The organism is Gudongella oleilytica (assembly GCF_004101785.1).
In the GTDB taxonomy this organism is placed as follows: Bacteria; Bacillota; Clostridia; order Tissierellales; family Tissierellaceae; genus Gudongella; species Gudongella oleilytica.
Map to the genome: position 1 here is coordinate 1,994,864 of NZ_CP035130.1, position 18,546 is coordinate 2,013,409.

21 protein-coding genes are annotated in these 18,546 nt (G+C 43.2%); 5 read left to right on the top strand and 16 right to left on the bottom strand.

All coding sequences use genetic code 11. The features are described 5' to 3' along the window. Nucleotides 1–108 precede the first annotated feature (108 nt). From EC328_RS09640 to EC328_RS09660, 5 genes are all read right to left on the bottom strand, one after another. Nucleotides 109–939 (bottom strand): sulfurtransferase, encoded by an 831-nt coding sequence (locus EC328_RS09640; RefSeq protein ID WP_128426594.1) that lies wholly within the window; start codon nt 937–939, stop codon nt 109–111. A 23-nt stretch (nt 940–962) separates the two neighbouring features. Next, complete coding sequence (locus EC328_RS09645; RefSeq protein WP_128426595.1) at nt 963–1,784, bottom strand: TPM domain-containing protein; 822 nt, start codon at nt 1,782–1,784, stop codon at nt 963–965. Next, nucleotides 1,778–2,812, bottom strand: coding sequence for a TFIIB-type zinc ribbon-containing protein (locus EC328_RS09650; protein ID WP_128426596.1), 1,035 nt, complete (start codon nt 2,810–2,812; stop codon nt 1,778–1,780). Before EC328_RS09650 ends, EC328_RS09645 begins: the two co-directional genes overlap by 7 nt. Nucleotides 2,813–2,828: 16 nt before the next feature. After that, entirely contained in the window at nt 2,829–4,028 is a 1,200-nt protein-coding gene (locus tag EC328_RS09655) for an SPFH domain-containing protein (protein WP_128426597.1), read from the bottom strand. 144 nt (nt 4,029–4,172) lie between these two features. Continuing rightward, entirely contained in the window at nt 4,173–5,321 is a 1,149-nt protein-coding gene (locus tag EC328_RS09660; protein ID WP_128426598.1) for a baeRF7 domain-containing protein, read from the bottom strand. Between the two features lie 281 nt (nt 5,322–5,602). On the opposite strand from EC328_RS09660, the gene EC328_RS09665 reads away from it, so the two are divergent. After that, a complete protein-coding gene (locus EC328_RS09665; protein WP_128426599.1) occupies nt 5,603–5,830 on the top strand; it encodes a hypothetical protein in 228 nt (75 codons plus the stop codon). A gap of 63 nt (nt 5,831–5,893) precedes the next feature. On the opposite strand, the gene EC328_RS09670 is transcribed toward EC328_RS09665, so the two are convergent. Further along, nucleotides 5,894–7,627, bottom strand: coding sequence for a sigma-54-dependent Fis family transcriptional regulator (locus EC328_RS09670; protein ID WP_206363851.1), 1,734 nt, complete (start codon nt 7,625–7,627; stop codon nt 5,894–5,896). A 226-nt stretch (nt 7,628–7,853) separates the two neighbouring features. Between EC328_RS09670 and EC328_RS09675 the strand changes: the two genes are divergently transcribed. Further along, nucleotides 7,854–9,143: an L-cysteine desulfidase family protein gene (locus tag EC328_RS09675; RefSeq protein WP_128426600.1), complete on the top strand. Its 1,290-nt coding sequence runs from the start codon at nt 7,854–7,856 to the stop codon at nt 9,141–9,143. Between the two features lie 147 nt (nt 9,144–9,290). Here EC328_RS09675 and EC328_RS11925 read toward each other — a convergent pair whose 3' ends face one another. The 3 genes from EC328_RS11925 to EC328_RS09690 all read right to left on the bottom strand — a co-directional run bounded on the left by EC328_RS11925 (nt 9,291) and on the right by EC328_RS09690 (nt 10,916). Beyond that, nucleotides 9,291–9,662 (bottom strand): methylated-DNA--[protein]-cysteine S-methyltransferase, encoded by a 372-nt coding sequence (locus tag EC328_RS11925; protein ID WP_276318537.1) that lies wholly within the window; start codon nt 9,660–9,662, stop codon nt 9,291–9,293. 11 nt (nt 9,663–9,673) lie between these two features. Next, the gene (locus EC328_RS09685; RefSeq protein WP_128426601.1) at nt 9,674–10,441 is read right to left on the bottom strand and encodes a J domain-containing protein; all 768 of its coding nucleotides are present in this window, start codon (nt 10,439–10,441) and stop codon (nt 9,674–9,676) included. Between the two features lie 181 nt (nt 10,442–10,622). Further along, entirely contained in the window at nt 10,623–10,916 is a 294-nt protein-coding gene (locus tag EC328_RS09690) for a hypothetical protein (RefSeq protein ID WP_128426602.1), read from the bottom strand. A 150-nt stretch (nt 10,917–11,066) separates the two neighbouring features. Here EC328_RS09690 and EC328_RS09695 point away from each other — a divergent pair, with 150 nt between their 5' ends. Continuing rightward, nucleotides 11,067–12,596, top strand: a complete 1,530-nt coding sequence (locus EC328_RS09695; RefSeq protein ID WP_128426603.1) for a hypothetical protein — start codon at nt 11,067–11,069, stop codon at nt 12,594–12,596. A gap of 20 nt (nt 12,597–12,616) precedes the next feature. On the opposite strand, the gene EC328_RS09700 is transcribed toward EC328_RS09695, so the two are convergent. The 5 genes from EC328_RS09700 to EC328_RS09720 all read right to left on the bottom strand — a co-directional run bounded on the left by EC328_RS09700 (nt 12,617) and on the right by EC328_RS09720 (nt 15,798). Further along, on the bottom strand, nt 12,617–13,102 hold the full coding sequence (locus EC328_RS09700) for a CBS domain-containing protein (RefSeq protein ID WP_128426604.1): 486 nt from the start codon (nt 13,100–13,102) through the stop codon (nt 12,617–12,619). 90 nt (nt 13,103–13,192) lie between these two features. Continuing rightward, nucleotides 13,193–13,516: a thioredoxin family protein gene (locus EC328_RS09705; protein WP_128426605.1), complete on the bottom strand. Its 324-nt coding sequence runs from the start codon at nt 13,514–13,516 to the stop codon at nt 13,193–13,195. Nucleotides 13,517–13,554: 38 nt separating this feature from the next. After that, nucleotides 13,555–14,157 (bottom strand): isochorismatase family protein, encoded by a 603-nt coding sequence (locus EC328_RS09710; protein WP_240671474.1) that lies wholly within the window; start codon nt 14,155–14,157, stop codon nt 13,555–13,557. A 4-nt stretch (nt 14,158–14,161) separates the two neighbouring features. Further along, nucleotides 14,162–14,647: a ferritin-like domain-containing protein gene (locus tag EC328_RS09715; RefSeq protein ID WP_128426606.1), complete on the bottom strand. Its 486-nt coding sequence runs from the start codon at nt 14,645–14,647 to the stop codon at nt 14,162–14,164. An 83-nt stretch (nt 14,648–14,730) separates the two neighbouring features. Further along, nucleotides 14,731–15,798, bottom strand: coding sequence for an NADH:flavin oxidoreductase (locus EC328_RS09720; protein ID WP_128426607.1), 1,068 nt, complete (start codon nt 15,796–15,798; stop codon nt 14,731–14,733). Between the two features lie 167 nt (nt 15,799–15,965). Between EC328_RS09720 and EC328_RS09725 the strand changes: the two genes are divergently transcribed. Beyond that, on the top strand, nt 15,966–16,811 hold the full coding sequence (locus tag EC328_RS09725; RefSeq protein WP_128426608.1) for a YitT family protein: 846 nt from the start codon (nt 15,966–15,968) through the stop codon (nt 16,809–16,811). Nucleotides 16,812–16,823: 12 nt separating this feature from the next. Beyond that, complete coding sequence (truA, locus tag EC328_RS09730; RefSeq protein WP_128426609.1) at nt 16,824–17,561, top strand: tRNA pseudouridine(38-40) synthase TruA; 738 nt, start codon at nt 16,824–16,826, stop codon at nt 17,559–17,561. On the opposite strand, the gene EC328_RS11930 is transcribed toward truA, so the two are convergent. Together EC328_RS11930 and EC328_RS09740 are read right to left on the bottom strand one after the other, a co-directional pair. After that, nucleotides 17,558–17,743 (bottom strand): N-acetyltransferase, encoded by a 186-nt coding sequence (locus EC328_RS11930; RefSeq protein ID WP_128427050.1) that lies wholly within the window; start codon nt 17,741–17,743, stop codon nt 17,558–17,560. The genes truA and EC328_RS11930 overlap by 4 nt on opposite strands. Nucleotides 17,744–17,885: 142 nt before the next feature. Next, nucleotides 17,886–18,488 carry an acetate uptake transporter gene (locus EC328_RS09740; RefSeq protein ID WP_128426610.1) on the bottom strand — a complete coding sequence of 201 codons (603 nt, stop codon included), beginning with the start codon at nt 18,486–18,488 and terminating at the stop codon, nt 17,886–17,888. Nucleotides 18,489–18,546 lie beyond the last annotated feature (58 nt).

The following is an 18,546-nucleotide window of genomic DNA, read 5'->3' on the forward strand; positions in this document are numbered from 1 at the left end:
ATATCCACTTCCTTTGCCTTGGGTTCGCTGCACATTTGTGCAACCGGTTGAACATACTTTCATGATACCCCAGATGAGTTATCATGAAAACATAAATATTATCCTTGATCACATTCCTGTTGCTACTTCATTTTCGGGATAGGTTATCCAATCACTCCAGCCTCCTACATAAAGCTTTGGCTTAAGTCCTATCTCTTCCATAAACAATACATTCACAGTACCGGTTATACCGGATCCACAATGGACTATCAGCTGATCATACCCCTTCAAGGGTTTGAAATGATCCATAAGCTCATCTAAGTCCGGAACTCTTTCACCCTCAGTCAAATCAGTCCATGGGTAATTAACTGCTCCCGGGATATGACCTGCTACCTTATCTATGGGCTCAACCTCTCCCCTGAATCGTTCAGCTGTTCTCGAATCTATGACAGCTGATTTTGGATCCTTAAGTGCCTCTCTGACTTCCTCTATGGAAACCTCTATGCTTGGGTTCATTTTTACTGTTAGTTTTTCTCCCGGATTTGGATAAGCTATTGTCTTGGATACAGGATATCCCTTTTCGATCCATTTTTTGATCCCGCCGCCAAGTAATCTCACATCCTCTTTGCCGATCAGCTTAAGCATCCACCAAAGCCTTGAGGCATTAGATAAATCACCGTCATCATATACTATCACACTTGATTTGTCGTCCACTCCAAGCTTGTTGATATTCATCACAAACTCGTCCATGTCAGGAAGAGGGTGTCTGCCTCCATGCTTCTTTACCTCGCCCGTTAGAATATCCTCAACTGAAACATAGACAGCTCCTTCTATATGACCTTCTTTATATGCATCAGAGCCATAGCTTGGATTTCCAAGCTCTGATCTGGCGTCAAGCACTAATACTCCCTCTTTATCAAGATTTTCAACAAGCCATTCTGCGGATACGATGCTTTTCATTATATTCTCCTTCCATACTGTCGTTAAAATTTTCTTCCCCCTCCGCCATGCATCCTGCCGCTGGAGGACCTGTGAACCGTGCTTCTGCCGGAGGATGAGCCTCTTGAGCCAGGCGGGGGTGTTCGTGGTATTATCCTGGAGGTAACAGAGGTATCTACCAGCCTGTCACCTTTGTCGGCAAGATTCACAATACTGTTATTCCTGTAAGAAAATGGATTTGGAGGATTCTTCATCCTGTACCCCGATTTGACCGACCCGTAGAAGCCTCCTCCGATACCAAGGGACGCCAGGAGGCTAAGTGCAGCCTCTATGGGAGTAAGTTTATTTTCCTCACTGCCTTCCTCCACTGTGTGTTGGTCGGAAGGTATTCCCGCCAGGAGATACTCCTCGGTCTTTCTCAGGAATCCGGATGCTGCTCCATAATAGTCCCCATCAAATAAGTCTGATTCCACGGCATCCAGTATTCTATCTATCCTCTCATCCGTCAAATACACTATTCCTTTCCCTGAGGTAGATATATATGCTTCCCTGTTGTCCATATCGATCAGAAACAGTATCCCGGAATAATCGTTGCCTCTCCCATATCCCTGATAATCGAAGTAATCATCAGCGTATTCTCTCGAGTTTTTGCCTTGAGAATCATTTGTTGTGACTATCACTATATCCATATCGTACTGATCTGAAAGACCTGCTGCTGACTCCTCAAGAATGGATTCCTCAGACGACGAGAACAGCATTGCGTCATCCACTACAAGCAAATCGACTTCTGCGGCAACTGATAAGCTTGAAAAAAATACAAGGGCAACAAGCAGGAATGGTATGAATAATCTTCTATTTGCTACCATAGGAACATACCTCCTATTGCAAGGGCGCTGAATACTATTGCTGCAATCAAGCCTGCAGTTGAGAAAACCTTGCCCTCGCTAAGCGGCAGGTCTCCGAATGATTTCCCCGACTGTCCGTTTACAGCAAAAACGTATGTTTTCCCCTTATATCCGTAGGTCAGTATCCATGCAGGCAGAAGTGAGAAATGCCAATTTTTAAGATTAAGCTCCATCTCCTTCTTCTGGGGAATAACCTGTTGATAACCTGCCGTGATTTCGCTGAGCATATAGCCAAAATACTTTTGAAGGTCCTGCTTTACCATAGGCTCGACATCTTCCCTTGGAACATTATATTGCTCTGCATAAAAGCCGGAAAGATATCCCATTGAGAATGGTATGGCACCGTCCTCGTCATATGGTCCTATCCCATTTAAAAGCCTTGCATCGATCTTATCAAAGCCCGATGCCCCTGCGTTATTTATCTCAAGGTTCCCTTTTCGCACTATCTCATATTTCTTCGTCTCAGTGTATTCTGTGTTTCCATTTCTCCAGACTCTCGTTTCCCTTCCCTCGCCTACGAAATCAAGCCGTGCATTTGCCTCTACCCTCCAGTGGGGAAGGTATACTCCGGTTATCTTTTCAAGCTGTGATTGGCTGGTAAAGTCTTTTGGAACATACTTTTTCCTTCCAGCCCATTGCATAAACAGCTCCTGAGCTCTGTCCCTGCTGATTTTGAAGGGTATGATCTTCCTTGGCTTGAACTCTCCCTCCAGCTTCCCTGACAGAATAACAGGATTATGGCAATAGTAACAGAAGGTAGCAGAGGTAGTATCATCGGTGACAAGATCGGCTCCGCAGCTGTTGCAATGGTAATTTACAAGGTGTTCCTTCTCATGGGCAGGGATATCTCCCGCTTCATCGATATAGCCCTTGTTCAGCTGCTCTTCGGTGAACTCACTGAGGCAATATTCACATTTGAATTTCCCATAATCCGGATTGAAGTGGATACCTGCACCACAATTCAGACACTTAAAACTTGTGGTTGTCATTTTCTACCTCCAGCAGCTAAAATTTGTTGCCGCACTCCGGACAGAATTTTGGCGTTGCACCTTCCGGGATATACCCACAGTTTGTGCAGGCTTTTTTCTCAGGCCCTTTGGATCCACATTCTGAACAGAACTTTCCGCTGTTCTTGGCTCCGCATTCTGTACAGAACCACTCGTTTGCCTTTTTGGGCTGCGCCTGCTCGTTTTTCTGAGCCTGATCCTCCATCTGCTTTTGATTAGATTGACTTGCAGCTCCAATAAATGAGCCAGCACCCTGCATCCCTACACCCATGCCAAGGAATGCTCCCATAGCACCTCCTTCATTGGAGCCGGCAGCCTCCAAGCCCCTTGCAACAGAGCCCTGTACATAGCCCTCCCTAACTGATGGGTCTCCCAGCATAGCTCCCTTGTTTCTCATGTTTATGAGTTCCTTGGACTCGTCGTCGTAGGAGATGCTTGCTATACCTACAGACTGGATCTCCATCCCCCTGTTCTTTTTCCACTCATCATCAAGAATCTGGGACATATATGAGCTTAGCTCCCTGCCTTTTGAGGGAACGTGGGATATCCTTATCCCGTCAACGGACATCTGGTTCATGGCAGCCTGAAGGGCCTCCAGAAATTCTGAAAGGTATTGCTCGTTTATATCCTGGATCTCCACCCTGTCCTCGTTCTTGGGAATAGCTTCCATAAAGAACAAGAGAGGATCTGTTATCTTTATTGAGTAGGTTCCGTGAGTCCTCAAGAATAACTCCGAATTATAGAAGTCATCAAAATAGTTCAAGGGGTTGGGAGTTCCAAATTTTATGCCCTTTATCTCCTGCAGGTTGATGTAGAAGACCTTTTGCTTTGATGGAGTAACTCCACCGAATTTTATTCTCTGGAATGACTCAATAAGCGCTTCCTTAAACGTTCCGTTAAACAATGAAGGCACTGAGGAGTCGTCTACCTTGTAGTATCCTTCCTCTGCGGTGTAATCCACTACCTTTCCACCATCCACGAGCATCATGAATTGGTTTGGATAGACGTGTATCATGGAACCGTTCGATACTACATCTTCGGTTCCCTTTCTGTTTGAGCCTCTCCTGTCATCCTTTCTGACAGTGACTCCCTTTGTGAAAACAGTGTTATCACTCATATCATCAGGCTCAATTACCTCAAGCCACTGATCGGCCAAAGATCCTCCTATGGCACTTCCGATTGCTTTGATCAATCCCATGATAGCCCTCCTCATATATTTATTAATATTTCCTTTGATCCCACGGTATAACTATACCCCAACACAACTGTGAATTTCAAATAATTATGTGGTCAACATTTTTGAAGGTGCAGCCCTTGGAGCTGCACCTTCCGTTTTGTCTCTTCAGTATCTCAGAATTGCTGCTGCAGGTTTAAGGACCGGCATCCTCTCCTTATCCAGAACGTATACCTTGCCGCCATTTTCCATTGCAGCTATCAAGGCACGATCGAGGATCTCCATATGCTTTTCGCCTTCTCTGTTGTCGACTATTATTTCTCCTGTGTCATTGTCCAGAAATCCCCACTGCTGTACACCGTCAGCTACAAACAGCCTTTCTACTCTTCCATGCAATGCCATTTTGGTTATCTCTGCGGCATCGCAGCTTGACAGCTTGGAATCAGTGCCCTTAAGGGTGTTGAATTTTTCAATTTCTCTTTCCAGCGTGCTTTCAACCTTGGGTACAACTATCTCCATTGCCTTGTCATGTATATCCCGGAGAGAGGCTCCTACGGGACTTCCCTTTATCGACTCCTCCATGAGATGAGGATAAGTGTTCACTTCTTTATACATAGGATAAATGTAGTCGACGGAGTAAACCAGAAGAGGAGCTCCCGAATCCTTCAATACTCTCGATACTTCTTTATCTATAGTTCTCAAATGCTTTGATATCTCATTCTTCTCCGTCTGGCTCATTTCATTGTAGCCGTGAAGGAATGAAGTGGCACCACCTGCTGCTCCCTTAGGACTTGTCGCTTCCTGACGCAGCTCGTTTGCCGGGATGTAGTTTTCAACAAGCTCATCTATCTCAGGTACATCGACCCTTTCAATATCATAGGCACCTGCTTTGTATAGCTTTATTTCTGACTGGCTTAGGGCAAGAACATTGAACCTGGTATCTGATGACAGGTATTTAATGAGTGGTCGCAGGTAGTATTTGTTGGACACACTCAGGGTTTCCTCTGATGTAATTGGCAGTCTGAAATGTTTAAATGAGCTTTCAGAGATAAAAAGTGCCAGAGTCTTGTCCTGTTTTTGCCAAAACAAAGCGTCATCCAAAAGCAAAGTACAGGGTTTCAAGAGTTCAGCTGCTTCTCTTACCCCATAGCCCATGGAGATAAGTTTTTCCTCTGCTTCCTTTAATATATTCTTCAGCTGTATCCTGCTTTGCGCAGCTTCACTCCCATACCTCCATGTGGGCATGTAAATTGAGACAAGTCCCTTATGATCTTCCTCCATCATTTGCTTCAATAAGTCAAAGCTGATTTTTTCCATAGTCAATCTCCTTTCAATACATTGATTCCCGTCGATCCCTTGTGTTGAATTTCAGCTAAACTATTGTTCAATATACTTTTACCACTCTTGTAGAGAATAAAACATGAGAGGTACCCCGTCGGGATTGGTATGTTTTGATTGAAAGCAAGTCGAGATTATGCTAAAATAAAAAACAAACCCCTATGGGGTATGGGAGGTGTGTTATGAAAGAAAAGCTTTTTGGCGTAGGATCAATATTTTCTGCTATGGCAGCATCCATGTGCTGAAGCGGAGGCCTTATTTTGGCATCCCTGGGTCTGGGATCTGCAGGCAGTGCTTATTTTTCCAATCTCACACAATATAAGCCGATATTTGTTCTGATTACAGGTATTCTGTTATATAAAGGCTATTCCATTATTGAAAAAAAGAATGCAAGCAAGGGCACTAAGATATTTTTCTGGATCAGCGCAGCAATATCCATCCTTGCATTGTACTATCCGACAATATTGAGCTTAATAAACGCTTCTTAGGAGGCGCTTATTTTATTTAATTGCTGATACGCTTCAAGTACCCTTTACAGACAGCTGAAGTATTTATTGCTCCAGCTTTCTGTAAAGGGTAGCAATGCTAATGCCAAGCTGTTTTGCCAGCTCCTTTTTTGCTTCGACTGAATCGCCCGTCACCTGAAGTCTCGATTGTATCAGGTCTCTCTCATATGCCTTTGTAAGCTCCGAAAGCATCCTGGTATCAACATTTTGTGATGCTGTCATCTTTCTTGAAAGGTATTCCTCATTGACTCTGGACTCATTTGAGAATATTACACAATATTCTATTAGATTCTTAAGCTCTCTTATATTTCCGGGAAAACTGTATTTCAGGAGTAAACGCTCAGCACCGGGAGTAAAGCCGTAAATCGGCTTCTGGTAAAGTCTGCTGAAATGCTCCAAAAAATCCCTGGCCAGTATTAGAACATCGTAGCCTCTATCCCGCAGCGGTGGAATGAACAGAGGTACAATATTAAGCCTGTAGAACAGGTCCTCTCTGAAATAACCATCTCTTGTCATTTTGGCAAGATCCTTGTGTGTTGCCGATATTATCCTCGGATTTACCTTTATGCCCATGTGGCCCCCTACCCGTATTATCTCCTTTTGTTCGAGAGCTCTTAGAAGCTTCACCTGCATCCCAAGTGGAAGCTCACCTATTTCATCCAGAAACAGAGTACCATCTTTTGCAACCTCAAAAATGCCCAGTTTGCCCGATGAGCTGGCACCGGTGAATGAACCTTTTTCGTAGCCAAAGAACTCGCTTTCCATAAGGTTTTCCGGGATCGCACCGCAGTTTACAGGCTGGAAGGTCTGCTCGCTCCTGTTGCCTGCAAAATGTATTGCTCTTGCGAAGATCTCCTTCCCGGTTCCAGTTTCTCCAAAAATAAGCACTGACGCATCGCTTCCGGCAACCTGGATAGCTTGCCTCCTGGCGGTTTTTATTGCTTCACTCTCTCCAAGTATATCCTCGAATGTTACTATCTCGTTTCCCTTCCTGGACTTGAGAACAGACTGCTTCATTTTCCCAAAGTCGCTGAGTACCAATACATATCCACCCCTGCCTCCATCTGAGATTATCGGATTGCTCTGGATTATGTACTCTTCACCACGTATATTTACAGGACCAAGCTCCCCGGAAAAACCCTTGGAGCTTAGCTTGTCCAGTACCGACTCGGGAAGGATCTCTCTTATAAGGTATTTTCTGCCCTGTTCCAGATCCATCCTTTCTGATAAATATGCATTGACTGATGCCACTCTCATTGCTTCATCTATGATCAATATGCCCTCTGTTATGGAGTTTATAAGAGTCTCAAGCTCATTCGACCTGTATTCCAGCTGTTTGCCATAGTCCTTCTCCTTCAGCATTGTATTTATGATCCCTTTGAGCTGATCCTCAAGCCTCTCATAGCCATCTCTGTTGTTTAGAAGGTTATCCCGCGATTTCTCGTCAAATGCACATAGCCCCAATACTCCGATGATATCGCCCTCGTAGCTTATGGGGAGACATATCTCGACGAGTTCGCTGCAATCATCCTTGCTCTCGCAATCGCCGCATATGCAGTGAAGCCTTGGATTCTCTATAAAGTACTGTTCGCCTGTATTAATACACTTATGAAAGGCAGAATTGCTGGGTGCTTGTCTTCCGATCGCCTCACTGTGCCTTCCTGTCCCAACCACTCTTTCAAGGCTTTCATCTACGATGGTGATATCTACATTTGTCACTGCATGAAGTGCTTCAATTATGTGCTGCAGTTCGCCCTTTATATTATTGAGCATGCTCATGGAGTTAACTCCTTTCTCAAATCAGATAATTGCTTCTCATATTTGATAAGTCAATTTAACAGCTTTTTTAGGGTTATGCTTCGTTCTCTCAGCAATAGATTATCATTATTGATAAATCAGTGCAATTATTTTTCAGACATAAGTCGGAAATTGAGTAAAATAAGCCATTATCAGTAAAAGATATCCTGGCACGGGAATTGCATTACTATTTGATGGAGGTGGAGATATGACAAATTCTAACGTATTGATCGATATATTAAAGGACCAGGTCAAGCCTGCACTTGGCTGTACGGAGCCTGGAGCTGTTGCTTTTTGCGCAGCAAGAGCAGCCGAACTGCTGGCATGCCCGGTTGAAAAAATGGAACTGGTGGTAAACAATAATATTTTGAAAAATGGAATGAGTGTGGGAATACCGGGCACTATCGAGAGAGGTCTTGACTTCGCAGCCGCTCTTGGCATCTTCTGCGGCAACCCCGATTACGGGCTTGAGGTCCTAAAGACTATTGATGGACCCTGCATATCAAAATCCCGGGAAATGGTCGATGCCGGAAGAATAAAGGTGATCCTTGACAAGGAACTTACCAGTCTTTACATAAAGGCCACAGCATGGGGTGAAGGAAACATATCTGAAGTTGAAATCAAGGATACCCATACAAATATAGTTCTTGAGAGACTGAATGGTCATATCACATATCAGAAGGATCAATCATTTGCTGAGGATCAGCGGCCAAATCCTAAAACAGAGGACATTAGATTCAGGATAAAGGAATTTACTATCGGGCAGCTTATTGACTTTGCCAATGAATGCCCTATAGAGGACCTGTCCTTTATCAACGATGGGATCGAGATGAATCTTTCACTGGCAAAAGTGGGAATCAATGAGGATATCGGGCTCGGAATGGGCAAGCACTTCAAGGCTCAGATAACCGACGCCTTTTCCAAGGCAAAGGCATATACGGTATCGGCATCAGAGGCAAGAATGACTGGATATCCACTGCCTGTAATGAGCAGCGCCGGATCAGGAAACCATGGCCTGGTTGCAATAATACCCATCTCTGTACTTGGGCTGGAATCAGGCGTTGAAAAAGACCTGATAATTCGATCAGTAGCACTTAGTCACCTTGTAACAATCTATGTAAAGGTACACCTTGGAGTGCTTACTCCAGTGTGTGGATGCGGCGTAGCTGCAGGGGTAGGCTGTGCATCCGGTATTGCAAATTTAAAATCCGGGACAGTTGAACAAATTGAGGCTTCAATAAATAATATGATTGCGGGAGTTTCTGGAATGTTTTGCGACGGTGCAAAGATAGGCTGTGCTTATAAGCTTGCCATATCTGTCGATGCTGCAAAAGATGCATCCTTAATGGCTCTGTCAGGCATCCGGATACCCTCCGACAATGGGATCCTGGGAAATACTCCCGAAGAATCCATAAGAAATCTTGCGCATGTTTCAACCAAGGGCATGAGCAACACCGACGAAGCTATATTGGATGTAATGATCGAGAAATGCGTATAAAAATCGATGGGAGCCAAATGGCTCCCATTATTAGTTTTGTATGCGTTATTCGATATTGCCTGCCTGCTCAAGCTTCAACAATTTTCCCTTGATATCAAGACCGCCGCCGAATCCTACCAACCCACCGTTGGTTCCTATGACTCTATGTCAAGGAACGATAATAGATATCGGATTATGATGGTTTGCGCCACCTACTGCCCTCATTGCCTTTGGCTTGCCTATTTGGATCGCAATGTCCTTGTAGCTTCTGGTCTCGCCGTAGGGTATTGTCTTAAGTGCTTCCCATACGATTTTTCTAAAATCTGTTCCCTCCATAAGTAAAGGAAGCTGAAACTCCCTCCTGTCTCCATTAAGGTACTCCTCAATTTGTGCAATGCAGGTTTCAATAAGTTCAGTTTTCTTATTCTCATAGCCCTTCGGATTTAATCTTCCAAAATAAAGTCCATTAATAAAGCCTGATTTTTCAGTTACAGTCAATGCTCCTATCAGTGTGTCAAAGCTATAAAAACTATCCTTCACTATAAAACCTCCTAATTCCTCATTTGCTTATACCTTTCAATGTTCTCATCACTTAAAAACTCATATGCCTCGTTTATCTCCTGGAACCTTCTTGTTGCGTCAGGAGAATGATTTATATCAGGATGGTATTCCTTCGCCTTCTTTCTATAGGCTAGCTTTACCTGGTATTTGTCTGTGTCCGTCCCGACTCCAAGGGTAGAGCATGCTTTTTCATATCTTGATCTGAACTCTGTCATCGGGTTGGAATAGGGCTGCTGCCTGTAGTACCCACCCTGTTGCTGGCTCTGCTGCTGATAGCTTTGCCATTGTCTGAACCTTTCTTCCCATTCCCTTTGCTGCTGCTGTTGCCTTTCTGCTCTCTCCCTGCTTATCCTCTCCTCCTCCATTCGCTGATACTTATGTCCGTATTCGGAGAAACTCTTGTATTGACCCTTGCCATCCATCAGGTAGCTGCCAAGGTCGAACAGATATTCCGTGACTATGTATTTCAGATATTTCAAAAAGGATATGAATTTATAACCCAGAATTGGGAATACAACAAAAAAAACTATCGCCATCAGGGTTACAGGATTTAAAAGCAATAAAAGACCGGCGGGAGTCGACAAAAGGAGTATCAACAGACATCCACCCATCCCGATAAGTGCGGCAACTGCACTTGCTATTCCAGCAACAAGGCTTACTGCCGCTCCTGCTATCCAGATGAACAAGTCGAAGATCGCTGACAAAAATTGACCGAAGGCATATATTACCTTCCCTGTTATTTTCTTGATTATTCTCATTTAATTTCTCCATTCATAAAAATAAGCCGAAGCCTGATTCCATTGTATTTTGTTTTATAGAGTGTGTCAATGAATGGCTTGTTTATGGATGCTCCCTGTGGTTTATTTTTTACTCTTTGGTCCATGATGATTAATAAAAAAGATTGCTGGTCAGGCAATCTAATGATTTTAATTTAATATGCTATTGATATCTGATCCTTATTTTATGGTCCTCCTTAAGCTCATGTGCAAGCATTCTGGCCTGCTCCTTATCGTCAACAGTGCCCAGGTATGTACCAATGGAGGTTAGAATATCGATTTCAATCGAATTCTCCCATTCCAAAAAGGATACCTCGAAAATTGAATCCCATGGCAGATACACAGAACCCTCCTTTAGAGGATCAATAGGAATGATGTTTATCCCTGGCTCGTCAAGGCTCAGGCGACAGCTTATTGTTTTAAAAAATCCTGTTTTTAAGTGGACCGGGTAATCCATGTGTTACACCTCCAACTCAATATTACCCCATTAATACTTACTTCCCCGCAGTGCCTCCATTAGTCAGTGACAAAATGTGGCAACTTTTATGACAAATTTTATAGAAATGATTAAATCTCTTTGGTATACTATGTATAGGAGGTGTAGGCTATGGATTTTAACGAAAAGCTTGATTTTCTTATGAAGCTAACCAATACAAGCAATAGTATGCTGGCAAGACACATAGCCATGGACCCTTCTTTCGTCAGCAGGCTTAGATCAGGTACAAGGAAGCCCTCAAAAAATGAAGATTATATAGAGCCAATATCAAGGTTTCTTTCAAAGAGGTGTACAGAGGATTACCAGAGAGACGGCTTGTTTGATGCATTAGGCGTCAACCAAAGGCAGGTATCAACTGACTCCGCAAGCATATCAGGATTGATGATATCATGGCTCCAAAACAGGGAATCTGCAGCAGATGATCATATAGTATCTCTTATTAAGAACATAGATGAATTCAGCTTCAAGAAGCCGCAGACCCAGAATACAGAGACTGCGGGACTTCCACTTGAGAGGATAGATTCGGGGACCTATGTGGGCATAGAAGGAAAAAGGCAATGTGTGCTGGCATTCCTTTCAGCAGTAATACAATCACCATCACCCCAGACGCTTCTTCTTTACAGCAACGAGGATCTGGAATGGTTAGCGGGAGATCCTGCCTTTACTGCTAAATGGGCAGCCTTGTTCTTTGAGGTATTGAAGAGGGAAAATAACGTAAAGATCGTGCACACAGTAAGCAGATCTCTTGACGAGATGCTCGCCGCCATAAAGGAGTGGCTGCCGTTCTACATGACTGGCCGGATAGAGCCTATGTACTATCCAAAGACAATGGATGGGGTCTTCAGGAGAACTATGTTCATCGCTCCGGAAACCTGTGCCTTGATATCCAACTCGGTGGGCAGTACTTCAAGCAGCTCAGTCAACAATTACTTCACTGATCAGACTGCAATTAAAGCGTACGAGGTTGAATTCGCTGATTTTTTAAGGCAGTGCAGGCCTTTAATGAAGATATTCAATCCAATATCTTCAGCTGAGCACCTGGAGTCAATGGTAGAGTTCGAAAACGAAGACGGCGACATAATGATAAGGTCCAGGATCCTGTCATCATTCACCTTTCCGCAATTCCTGCTTGAGAGGATCCTGAAGGAACCGAACCATCCTGACAAGGCATCAATGATCACTTTCCACAGGATAAGACTGAATAGGCTGATCCAAAGCCTTGCAACCAGCAGGATAACAGAAATAGTTGCACTTCCGGCTATTGAGGATATAAAGGAAAAAAGAATCCCCATAGGATTCTCGACAATGTTTTCCGAGAGGGAGATACCTTATGACCAGTACACAATGAAGGCACATCTTGAAAATATCGTATCTCTATTAAAGCATCACGAGAATTACAATGTAGCGCTGCTTGACAGTTCAGATGATGACCTATCTATATATATCAAGGAGAATGTTGGACTCTTCGTTCTAAAATACAGCATCCCATCCATAGCCTTTGCAATCAATGAGCAGGGAATGACTTCAGCCTTCTGGAACTACCTGAAACTCAAGATGAAGCAGGTGACCCCCGATAAATCAGGCAAGGAAAATACTATAAAAGCAATCAACGACTACATCAAAAGAATGGGCATCCAATAGGATGCCCATCACAGACCAAGTTATAACTCTTTTTTCAAATTGTCATCAACATTTCCAGGAGGGAAAAGATAGTTTAGAATATCCCTTCTGGAAACGATACCTACCAACTGGCCGGTTTTATCGATTACCGGAAGCCGCTTGATCTTGTTTTGAACAAGCAATGTAGCCGCCTCCTCTGCAGAAGCCTCAGGGGAAATCGTGACGAGCTTCTTGCTCATTACATCCTGAACCAACTGCCCCATGGACCTTTTTAGCTCCTCCATGAATTTCTTTGGTGTATCGAGATAAATTAATCCTCCCAATATCTCCAATACTGCGGGACCCTGGATCCTTGACTCCCTTCTGATCAAATCACCCTCGGTTACTATACCAACAAGCTTGCCCTCATCATCCATTACAGGCAATCCGCTGATATTATGGTTGAATAAGAGGCTTGCACAGGTATCCACTGTATCAGTTGATTTAACCGTTATCACATCTTTTGCCATTATATCCTTAACCAGCATATCCAGTCCCCCTTCTTGAGATGTTTGTTTTGGTCACAGTATAGATACCCAACAGTACTTCCTCAAAAACAAATAGACTCCAAATGGAGCCTATTGGAACATGATGCTGAAAAGTCTTTCCAAGCCTAAAAAATCAATAAATCTGCTTTCCCTGTGTATCTCTCTTCCCTCATCGAAAATTATGATAGTAGGTATACTGAATATAAGGCTTTGACCTGCCAGCTTCTTACTATCATCAACATCTATCCTGCCAATATCTATCGGGTGATCCTTTAGCAGCTGGATCAGCTTTGGAAATACTGAATGGCAAACATTGCAGCCCTTAGAGCTGAAGTATAATATGAATCTCCCCCTGGCTGAAAACTCATCCAGCTCGATTTGATCCTTTATCCAAAATATCCTGTTATCTTCCATATATATATCTCCTATCCGTCATATATATCTCCTATCCGTCATACGAGTTTTACACCAAGCTCCTTCAGCTCTTCCAATGTTTTATTATGGTTTTCCTTATCTACATACCCCAAGCCATCAGCGAGAAGCTCGACCTCGTGTCCATTCTTTAGAAGCTCCAAAACCGTCTCCCTAACACAGAATTCGGTAGCTATCCCTGCCACCACAACATTCTTAGTCAAGACTTCACTTATCCGCTTACCGTCTTCCCTTACTGCGTAGAATGCTGAATACTCCTCTAAATCGTCATCCATTCCCTTCCTGAACACGTTGCCTTCGTTTGGCCTTTGCCAGGGTAATGATACAGATCTGTCAAAATCATCATGAAGCATTGCACCTTCATCACCCTGAACGCAGTGGACAGGCCAGGTACCCCCATTTATTACAAAGCTTTTATTATCGGGTGAATGCCAGTCTATGGAGTACAATGGAATTACATTATTAGAGTTTATATACCTTACTATTCTTCTTACTGCATCCTCTGACTTTTCACACGCAAGACTGCCGTAGATAAAGTCAAACTGGCAATCCACAACTATCATGCTTTTATCCATAACTATCTCCCTCTTTGAAAAAACAGCTGCAGTTAAGCAGCTGTCCATAGTTTTAGTATGTTTCTCTTTTCCCGAACTCGGCGTCCTCGACCCATTCCTCTGCTATACGGAGGTGTTGGACCAGGTTGTCGAAAATCGTAAAATGATATTCTTCCTGCCTGATAAGATAATCGAATAGTGCTTTATCCTTCTCATTTGATGCTTCATCCTTCATCTTATGGTAAAGCTCAATACTTTCCTTTTCCTTTTCAAGAGCCATTCTGTAGGCATCTATCTGCTCAGGCATCCCCTTAAGCTCAGTCTTGAAGTCCTCAGCAGATTTGAATACGTTGTTGAACTCAGTGATTGCATTTTCTTCGGACAAATCGTATCCCACGGCTTTGGCATAGTTTCTTACCAATGCCTCATGCTTTTCCTCATCCTTGGCGAGCATTTTAAAAACCTTTTCAAGCGCTGTACCCTTGTTTTTCTCTGCCTGCTCCAGATAATACTTTTGACCGTCGATTTCCATTTGAATCGCAAATTCCACGTTATTCATCTTTCAGCCTCCTTGGTATGGTTTGATACATCATACATTACCCTTTATGTATACCCTGTCTTTGCAAGGGTAACACCTCTTTTTCAGATTTGTCTTGCTGCCTGGATCTGTCTTGGGCATTCTCTTCCATCTGTCCACCATTTACAGGGCTTACATTCAAGACAATATAGTATTTTATCATTGTTTCTCATGTGCTTGACAAAGTTGTAATCGGCAAGCTGTGCTCTTCCAAGAGCCACAAAGTCAAGAAGCTCATTATTGAGCAAATACCCTATTTGATTTTCATCCTTTATCATATTGACTCCGATTACAGGTATGCCAACATTTTCTTTGATTTTGACTCCACCATATACTATCCAGTTACACGGGAAATCCTCCGGAAGCTCATCAACAGAGCGAGTCCCGTCAAAGCCAGTTGAAACATGGAGATAATCGAATCCCAATTTCTCAAAAAACCTTGCTCTTTCTATGGATTCCTCCAGGTTGTCATCGTTTGATCCCACTCTTATTCCTATTACGAAATCATCTCCGCAAGCTTCTCTTACATCTTCATAGATTTCAGCTGCCAGTCTGTTTCGGTTTTCAAATGTTCCCCCGTATTGATCAGTTCTCTTATTGACCTTCGAATTGAAAAACTGGGTCAACAGGTAACCGTGGGCTCCATGTATCTCAACCCCGTCAAATCCGGCTTCCCTGGCTCTTATTGCTGCCTCCCTGAACTGGCTTATGACTCTTTTTATCTCTTCATAAGTCATTTCTCTTCCCTTCATCCTGCCGTCATCATAGTCGGAAGATGTAAAGGGCTCCTTTGCAACATCACTCTTGGCCTTCATCCCGGCATGATGAAGTTGTATGAATACCTTGCTGCCTGCCTCATGCACAGCACCTGAAATTCTTGATAGTCCATCTATAAAGCTGTCATCCCAAATTCCCAGCTGTCTGGAGTCTAGTCTCCCCTCAGGGCTTATGCAGGTTGCCTCGACTATTATCAAGCCTATTCCATTCTGTGCGATCCTTGAGTAATGTGCAACATTCCTGTCAGATACCATCCCACTTTCATCAGCAAATCCAAAGGCTACCATTGGAGGCAACGCTAAGCCGTTTTCTATTTTTATCTTCCTTATGTACCTGGGTTCAAATATTCCTGCCATTATATCAACCTTTCTACAGAATTTTTCAGCAATATCCTATAGTTCTATTTTACGGGTACCAGGGATCAAAGTAAAGTGTTAATGGAGGGGTTGTTAATTTCTTGTTTTTCTGTTATCATATCTTATCGAAATTCGGTAATTAGTGCTTCGACAAGGGGGTACAAAACATGAAGCTTAATATCAAAAAATTTCTGATTATCAATGTTGGACTGGCTATAATGACAGCGGGACTCTATTTCTTCCTTATGCCATCCAACCTGGCAGTTGGAGGTGCTACTGGACTTGCTATGGTCCTGAGCTACCTTATACCGTCGATCCCCATGGGGGTTATCCTGGCTGTCATAAATATAATTCTATTCATAACTGCATTCCTTGTACTTGGCAAGGAATTTGGGGGTCTTACTGTCTACTCCAGCCTGGCTTTATCAGGTATGATAGCACTGCTTGAGCTGGTGGTTCCAATGACTCATCCTTTCACAGACGACCTTTTTATTAACCTTATTTTCGGGATACTTATTTCAGGCGTGGGAATGGGAATAGTTTTCAATCAGAATGCATCCACTGGCGGAACTGACATTGTTGCAAAAATAATAAACAAATACCTTCATCTGGACATAGGAAAATCACTTCTGGCTGCAGATTTTCTAATAACGCTTTTTGCCGGACTCGTATTTGGAGCCAGACTGGGAATGTATGCCCTGCTTGGAATAGTAATAAACTCCTTTGTTATAGATAAGATGATTGCAGGCTTTAACGTGAAAATCAATATGATAATCATTTCAGACCACATAGATGAGATAAATGAATTTATTCTCGTTGACGTTTTCAGGGGAACCACCATCTATCATGCCACGGGCGGCTATTCCAAGGAGGATAAGAGGATAATCAATACCATCGTATCCAGGAGTGAATATATCAGGATAAGAAACTTCATAAAGTCCATAGACGAAAAGGCATTTGTAGCTGTCTCATATATAACCGAGGTCGAGGGAGAGGGTTTCACGTTTGAATAGGAGTGTTGGATTATGAGAAACTTAAGACTTAAGATTCAATATGATGGAAGCAGATACCTGGGATGGCAGAGGCTTGGAAACTCAGATATGACCATCCAGGGCAAGCTCGAGGACGTAGTATGCAGAATGACAGGTGAGGATATTTCGATAGTCGGCTCAGGAAGAACAGATGCAGGTGTTCATGCAAGAGGACAGGTTGCTAATTTTATAACCTCATCCACTATGACTTTGGGGGAGATGAAGTCGTACATGAACCACTATCTTCCAAAGGACATCGTGATTTGGGATGTCTCGGAAGCCCCTGAGCGGTTCCATTCAAGATACAATGTAAAGGGTAAAAAGTACTCCTACTATTTATGGACAGGAGAGGTGCAGCCGCCCTTTGTAAGAAAGTATTCCTGGCATTTTGAGGAAATACTTGATCTGGGAAAAATAAAGGAAGCATCCGCTATTCTAATGGGTACCCATGATTTCATCGGCTTCAGCTCCCTTAAAAAGACTAAAAAATCAACAGTTCGAAGACTGGATTCAATCGAGCTCGGAATGGATGGAGATATGCTGGTACTGAGCTTTATTGGAGATGGCTTCCTTCACAACATGGTTCGAATATTGACAGGCACGCTAATAGAAATTGGAACCAGGAAGATGACACTGGAAAGAATCGAGGAGATCTTCAGATCAGGCATCCGATCCGAGGCAGGAATAACAGTGCCTCCTCATGGTCTTTTCCTCGAAGAGGTCTACTATTAGAGCTTCATTGCCCATTTCTCCTCAGTAAGATCCCTGCCCCATATGTTATAGGGTATTTCTTCTTCCATGGAGAATCCCAGACTTCTATATAAGCCCCTGGCTTCGTTTAATATGCTGACGGTCCATAGGATTATTTCCTCATAGCCAGCATTCCTTGCAAACTGTACGGCCTTTTCTGCCAGAAGCCTTCCATTCCAAGTCCTCTGCTATGTATTCTCTTATATTAATTTCCAAGATTATTCGCCTCCAAAAAAGATTTAGGGATGTGATCGAATTAATTCTACCACATCCCTTTAAATCGTCAAAATACTGTTTATTAATGCTTTATTTTTTTGCCATTGCTCCAATAGGGAGTATCTCTTTGCCATACACCTCGTTTATTACCTGAGCCAGGCCGGTATATATAGCTGAAAATCCGCAGAATATACCTTCATAGCCCGCTATGTTTATAAGTGAATGATTTCCTGTAAAGTCACCTATGGCAAGAAGCATAAACAGGATAGTAAGTGAGCCGAAAACTATCTGAAGTGCCCTGCTTATCCTCAATGTTCCTATAAACATGACAAAGGTGAAAAGTCCCCACATAAACAGAAATGCTCCCAAAGCCTTTCCATCAGGTGCAGCGGCCAGGCCCAGGACCGGCATGGTCTTTATTGTGACGAACGCCAGCCAGAACATACCATATGAGGTAAAGGCAGTTGCCGCAAAGGTGTTGTTTTTCTTCCACTCCATTATTCCTGCAATTATCTGTGCAATACCGCCGTAGAAGATCCCCATTCCAAGTATCATGGCACTCATGGGAATAAGTCCTGCATTGCTGATATTAAGTAAAACTGTAGTAAGTCCGAAGCCAAGAAGTCCCAGCGGTGCTGGATTTGCTGCCGTATCCTTTATGGATACCACCGTTCGATTATTGCTGTTTTGCATATTCTCCCCCTAAATATTGTTATATTTCTGTCATATGATACAGCCTTTATTATACAGA

Coding starts and splice junctions, on each gene's coding strand:
- EC328_RS09640 (WP_128426594.1), bottom strand. CDS start 939: ATGAAAAGCATCGTATCCGCAGAATGGCTTGTTGAAAATCTTGATAAA.
- EC328_RS09645 (WP_128426595.1), bottom strand. CDS start 1,784: ATGGTAGCAAATAGAAGATTATTCATACCATTCCTGCTTGTTGCCCTT.
- EC328_RS09650 (WP_128426596.1), bottom strand. CDS start 2,812: ATGACAACCACAAGTTTTAAGTGTCTGAATTGTGGTGCAGGTATCCAC.
- EC328_RS09655 (WP_128426597.1), bottom strand. CDS start 4,028: ATGGGATTGATCAAAGCAATCGGAAGTGCCATAGGAGGATCTTTGGCC.
- EC328_RS09660 (WP_128426598.1), bottom strand. CDS start 5,321: ATGGAAAAAATCAGCTTTGACTTATTGAAGCAAATGATGGAGGAAGAT.
- EC328_RS09670 (WP_206363851.1), bottom strand. CDS start 7,627: ATGAGCATGCTCAATAATATAAAGGGCGAACTGCAGCACATAATTGAA.
- EC328_RS09675 (WP_128426600.1), top strand. CDS start 7,854: ATGACAAATTCTAACGTATTGATCGATATATTAAAGGACCAGGTCAAG.
- EC328_RS09685 (WP_128426601.1), bottom strand. CDS start 10,441: ATGAGAATAATCAAGAAAATAACAGGGAAGGTAATATATGCCTTCGGT.
- EC328_RS09690 (WP_128426602.1), bottom strand. CDS start 10,916: ATGGATTACCCGGTCCACTTAAAAACAGGATTTTTTAAAACAATAAGC.
- EC328_RS09695 (WP_128426603.1), top strand. CDS start 11,067: ATGGATTTTAACGAAAAGCTTGATTTTCTTATGAAGCTAACCAATACA.
- EC328_RS09700 (WP_128426604.1), bottom strand. CDS start 13,102: ATGCTGGTTAAGGATATAATGGCAAAAGATGTGATAACGGTTAAATCA.
- EC328_RS09705 (WP_128426605.1), bottom strand. CDS start 13,516: ATGGAAGATAACAGGATATTTTGGATAAAGGATCAAATCGAGCTGGAT.
- EC328_RS09710 (WP_240671474.1), bottom strand. CDS start 14,157: ATGGACAGCTGCTTAACTGCAGCTGTTTTTTCAAAGAGGGAGATAGTT.
- EC328_RS09715 (WP_128426606.1), bottom strand. CDS start 14,647: ATGAATAACGTGGAATTTGCGATTCAAATGGAAATCGACGGTCAAAAG.
- EC328_RS09720 (WP_128426607.1), bottom strand. CDS start 15,798: ATGGCAGGAATATTTGAACCCAGGTACATAAGGAAGATAAAAATAGAA.
- EC328_RS09725 (WP_128426608.1), top strand. CDS start 15,966: ATGAAGCTTAATATCAAAAAATTTCTGATTATCAATGTTGGACTGGCT.
- truA (WP_128426609.1), top strand. CDS start 16,824: ATGAGAAACTTAAGACTTAAGATTCAATATGATGGAAGCAGATACCTG.
- EC328_RS09740 (WP_128426610.1), bottom strand. CDS start 18,488: ATGCAAAACAGCAATAATCGAACGGTGGTATCCATAAAGGATACGGCA.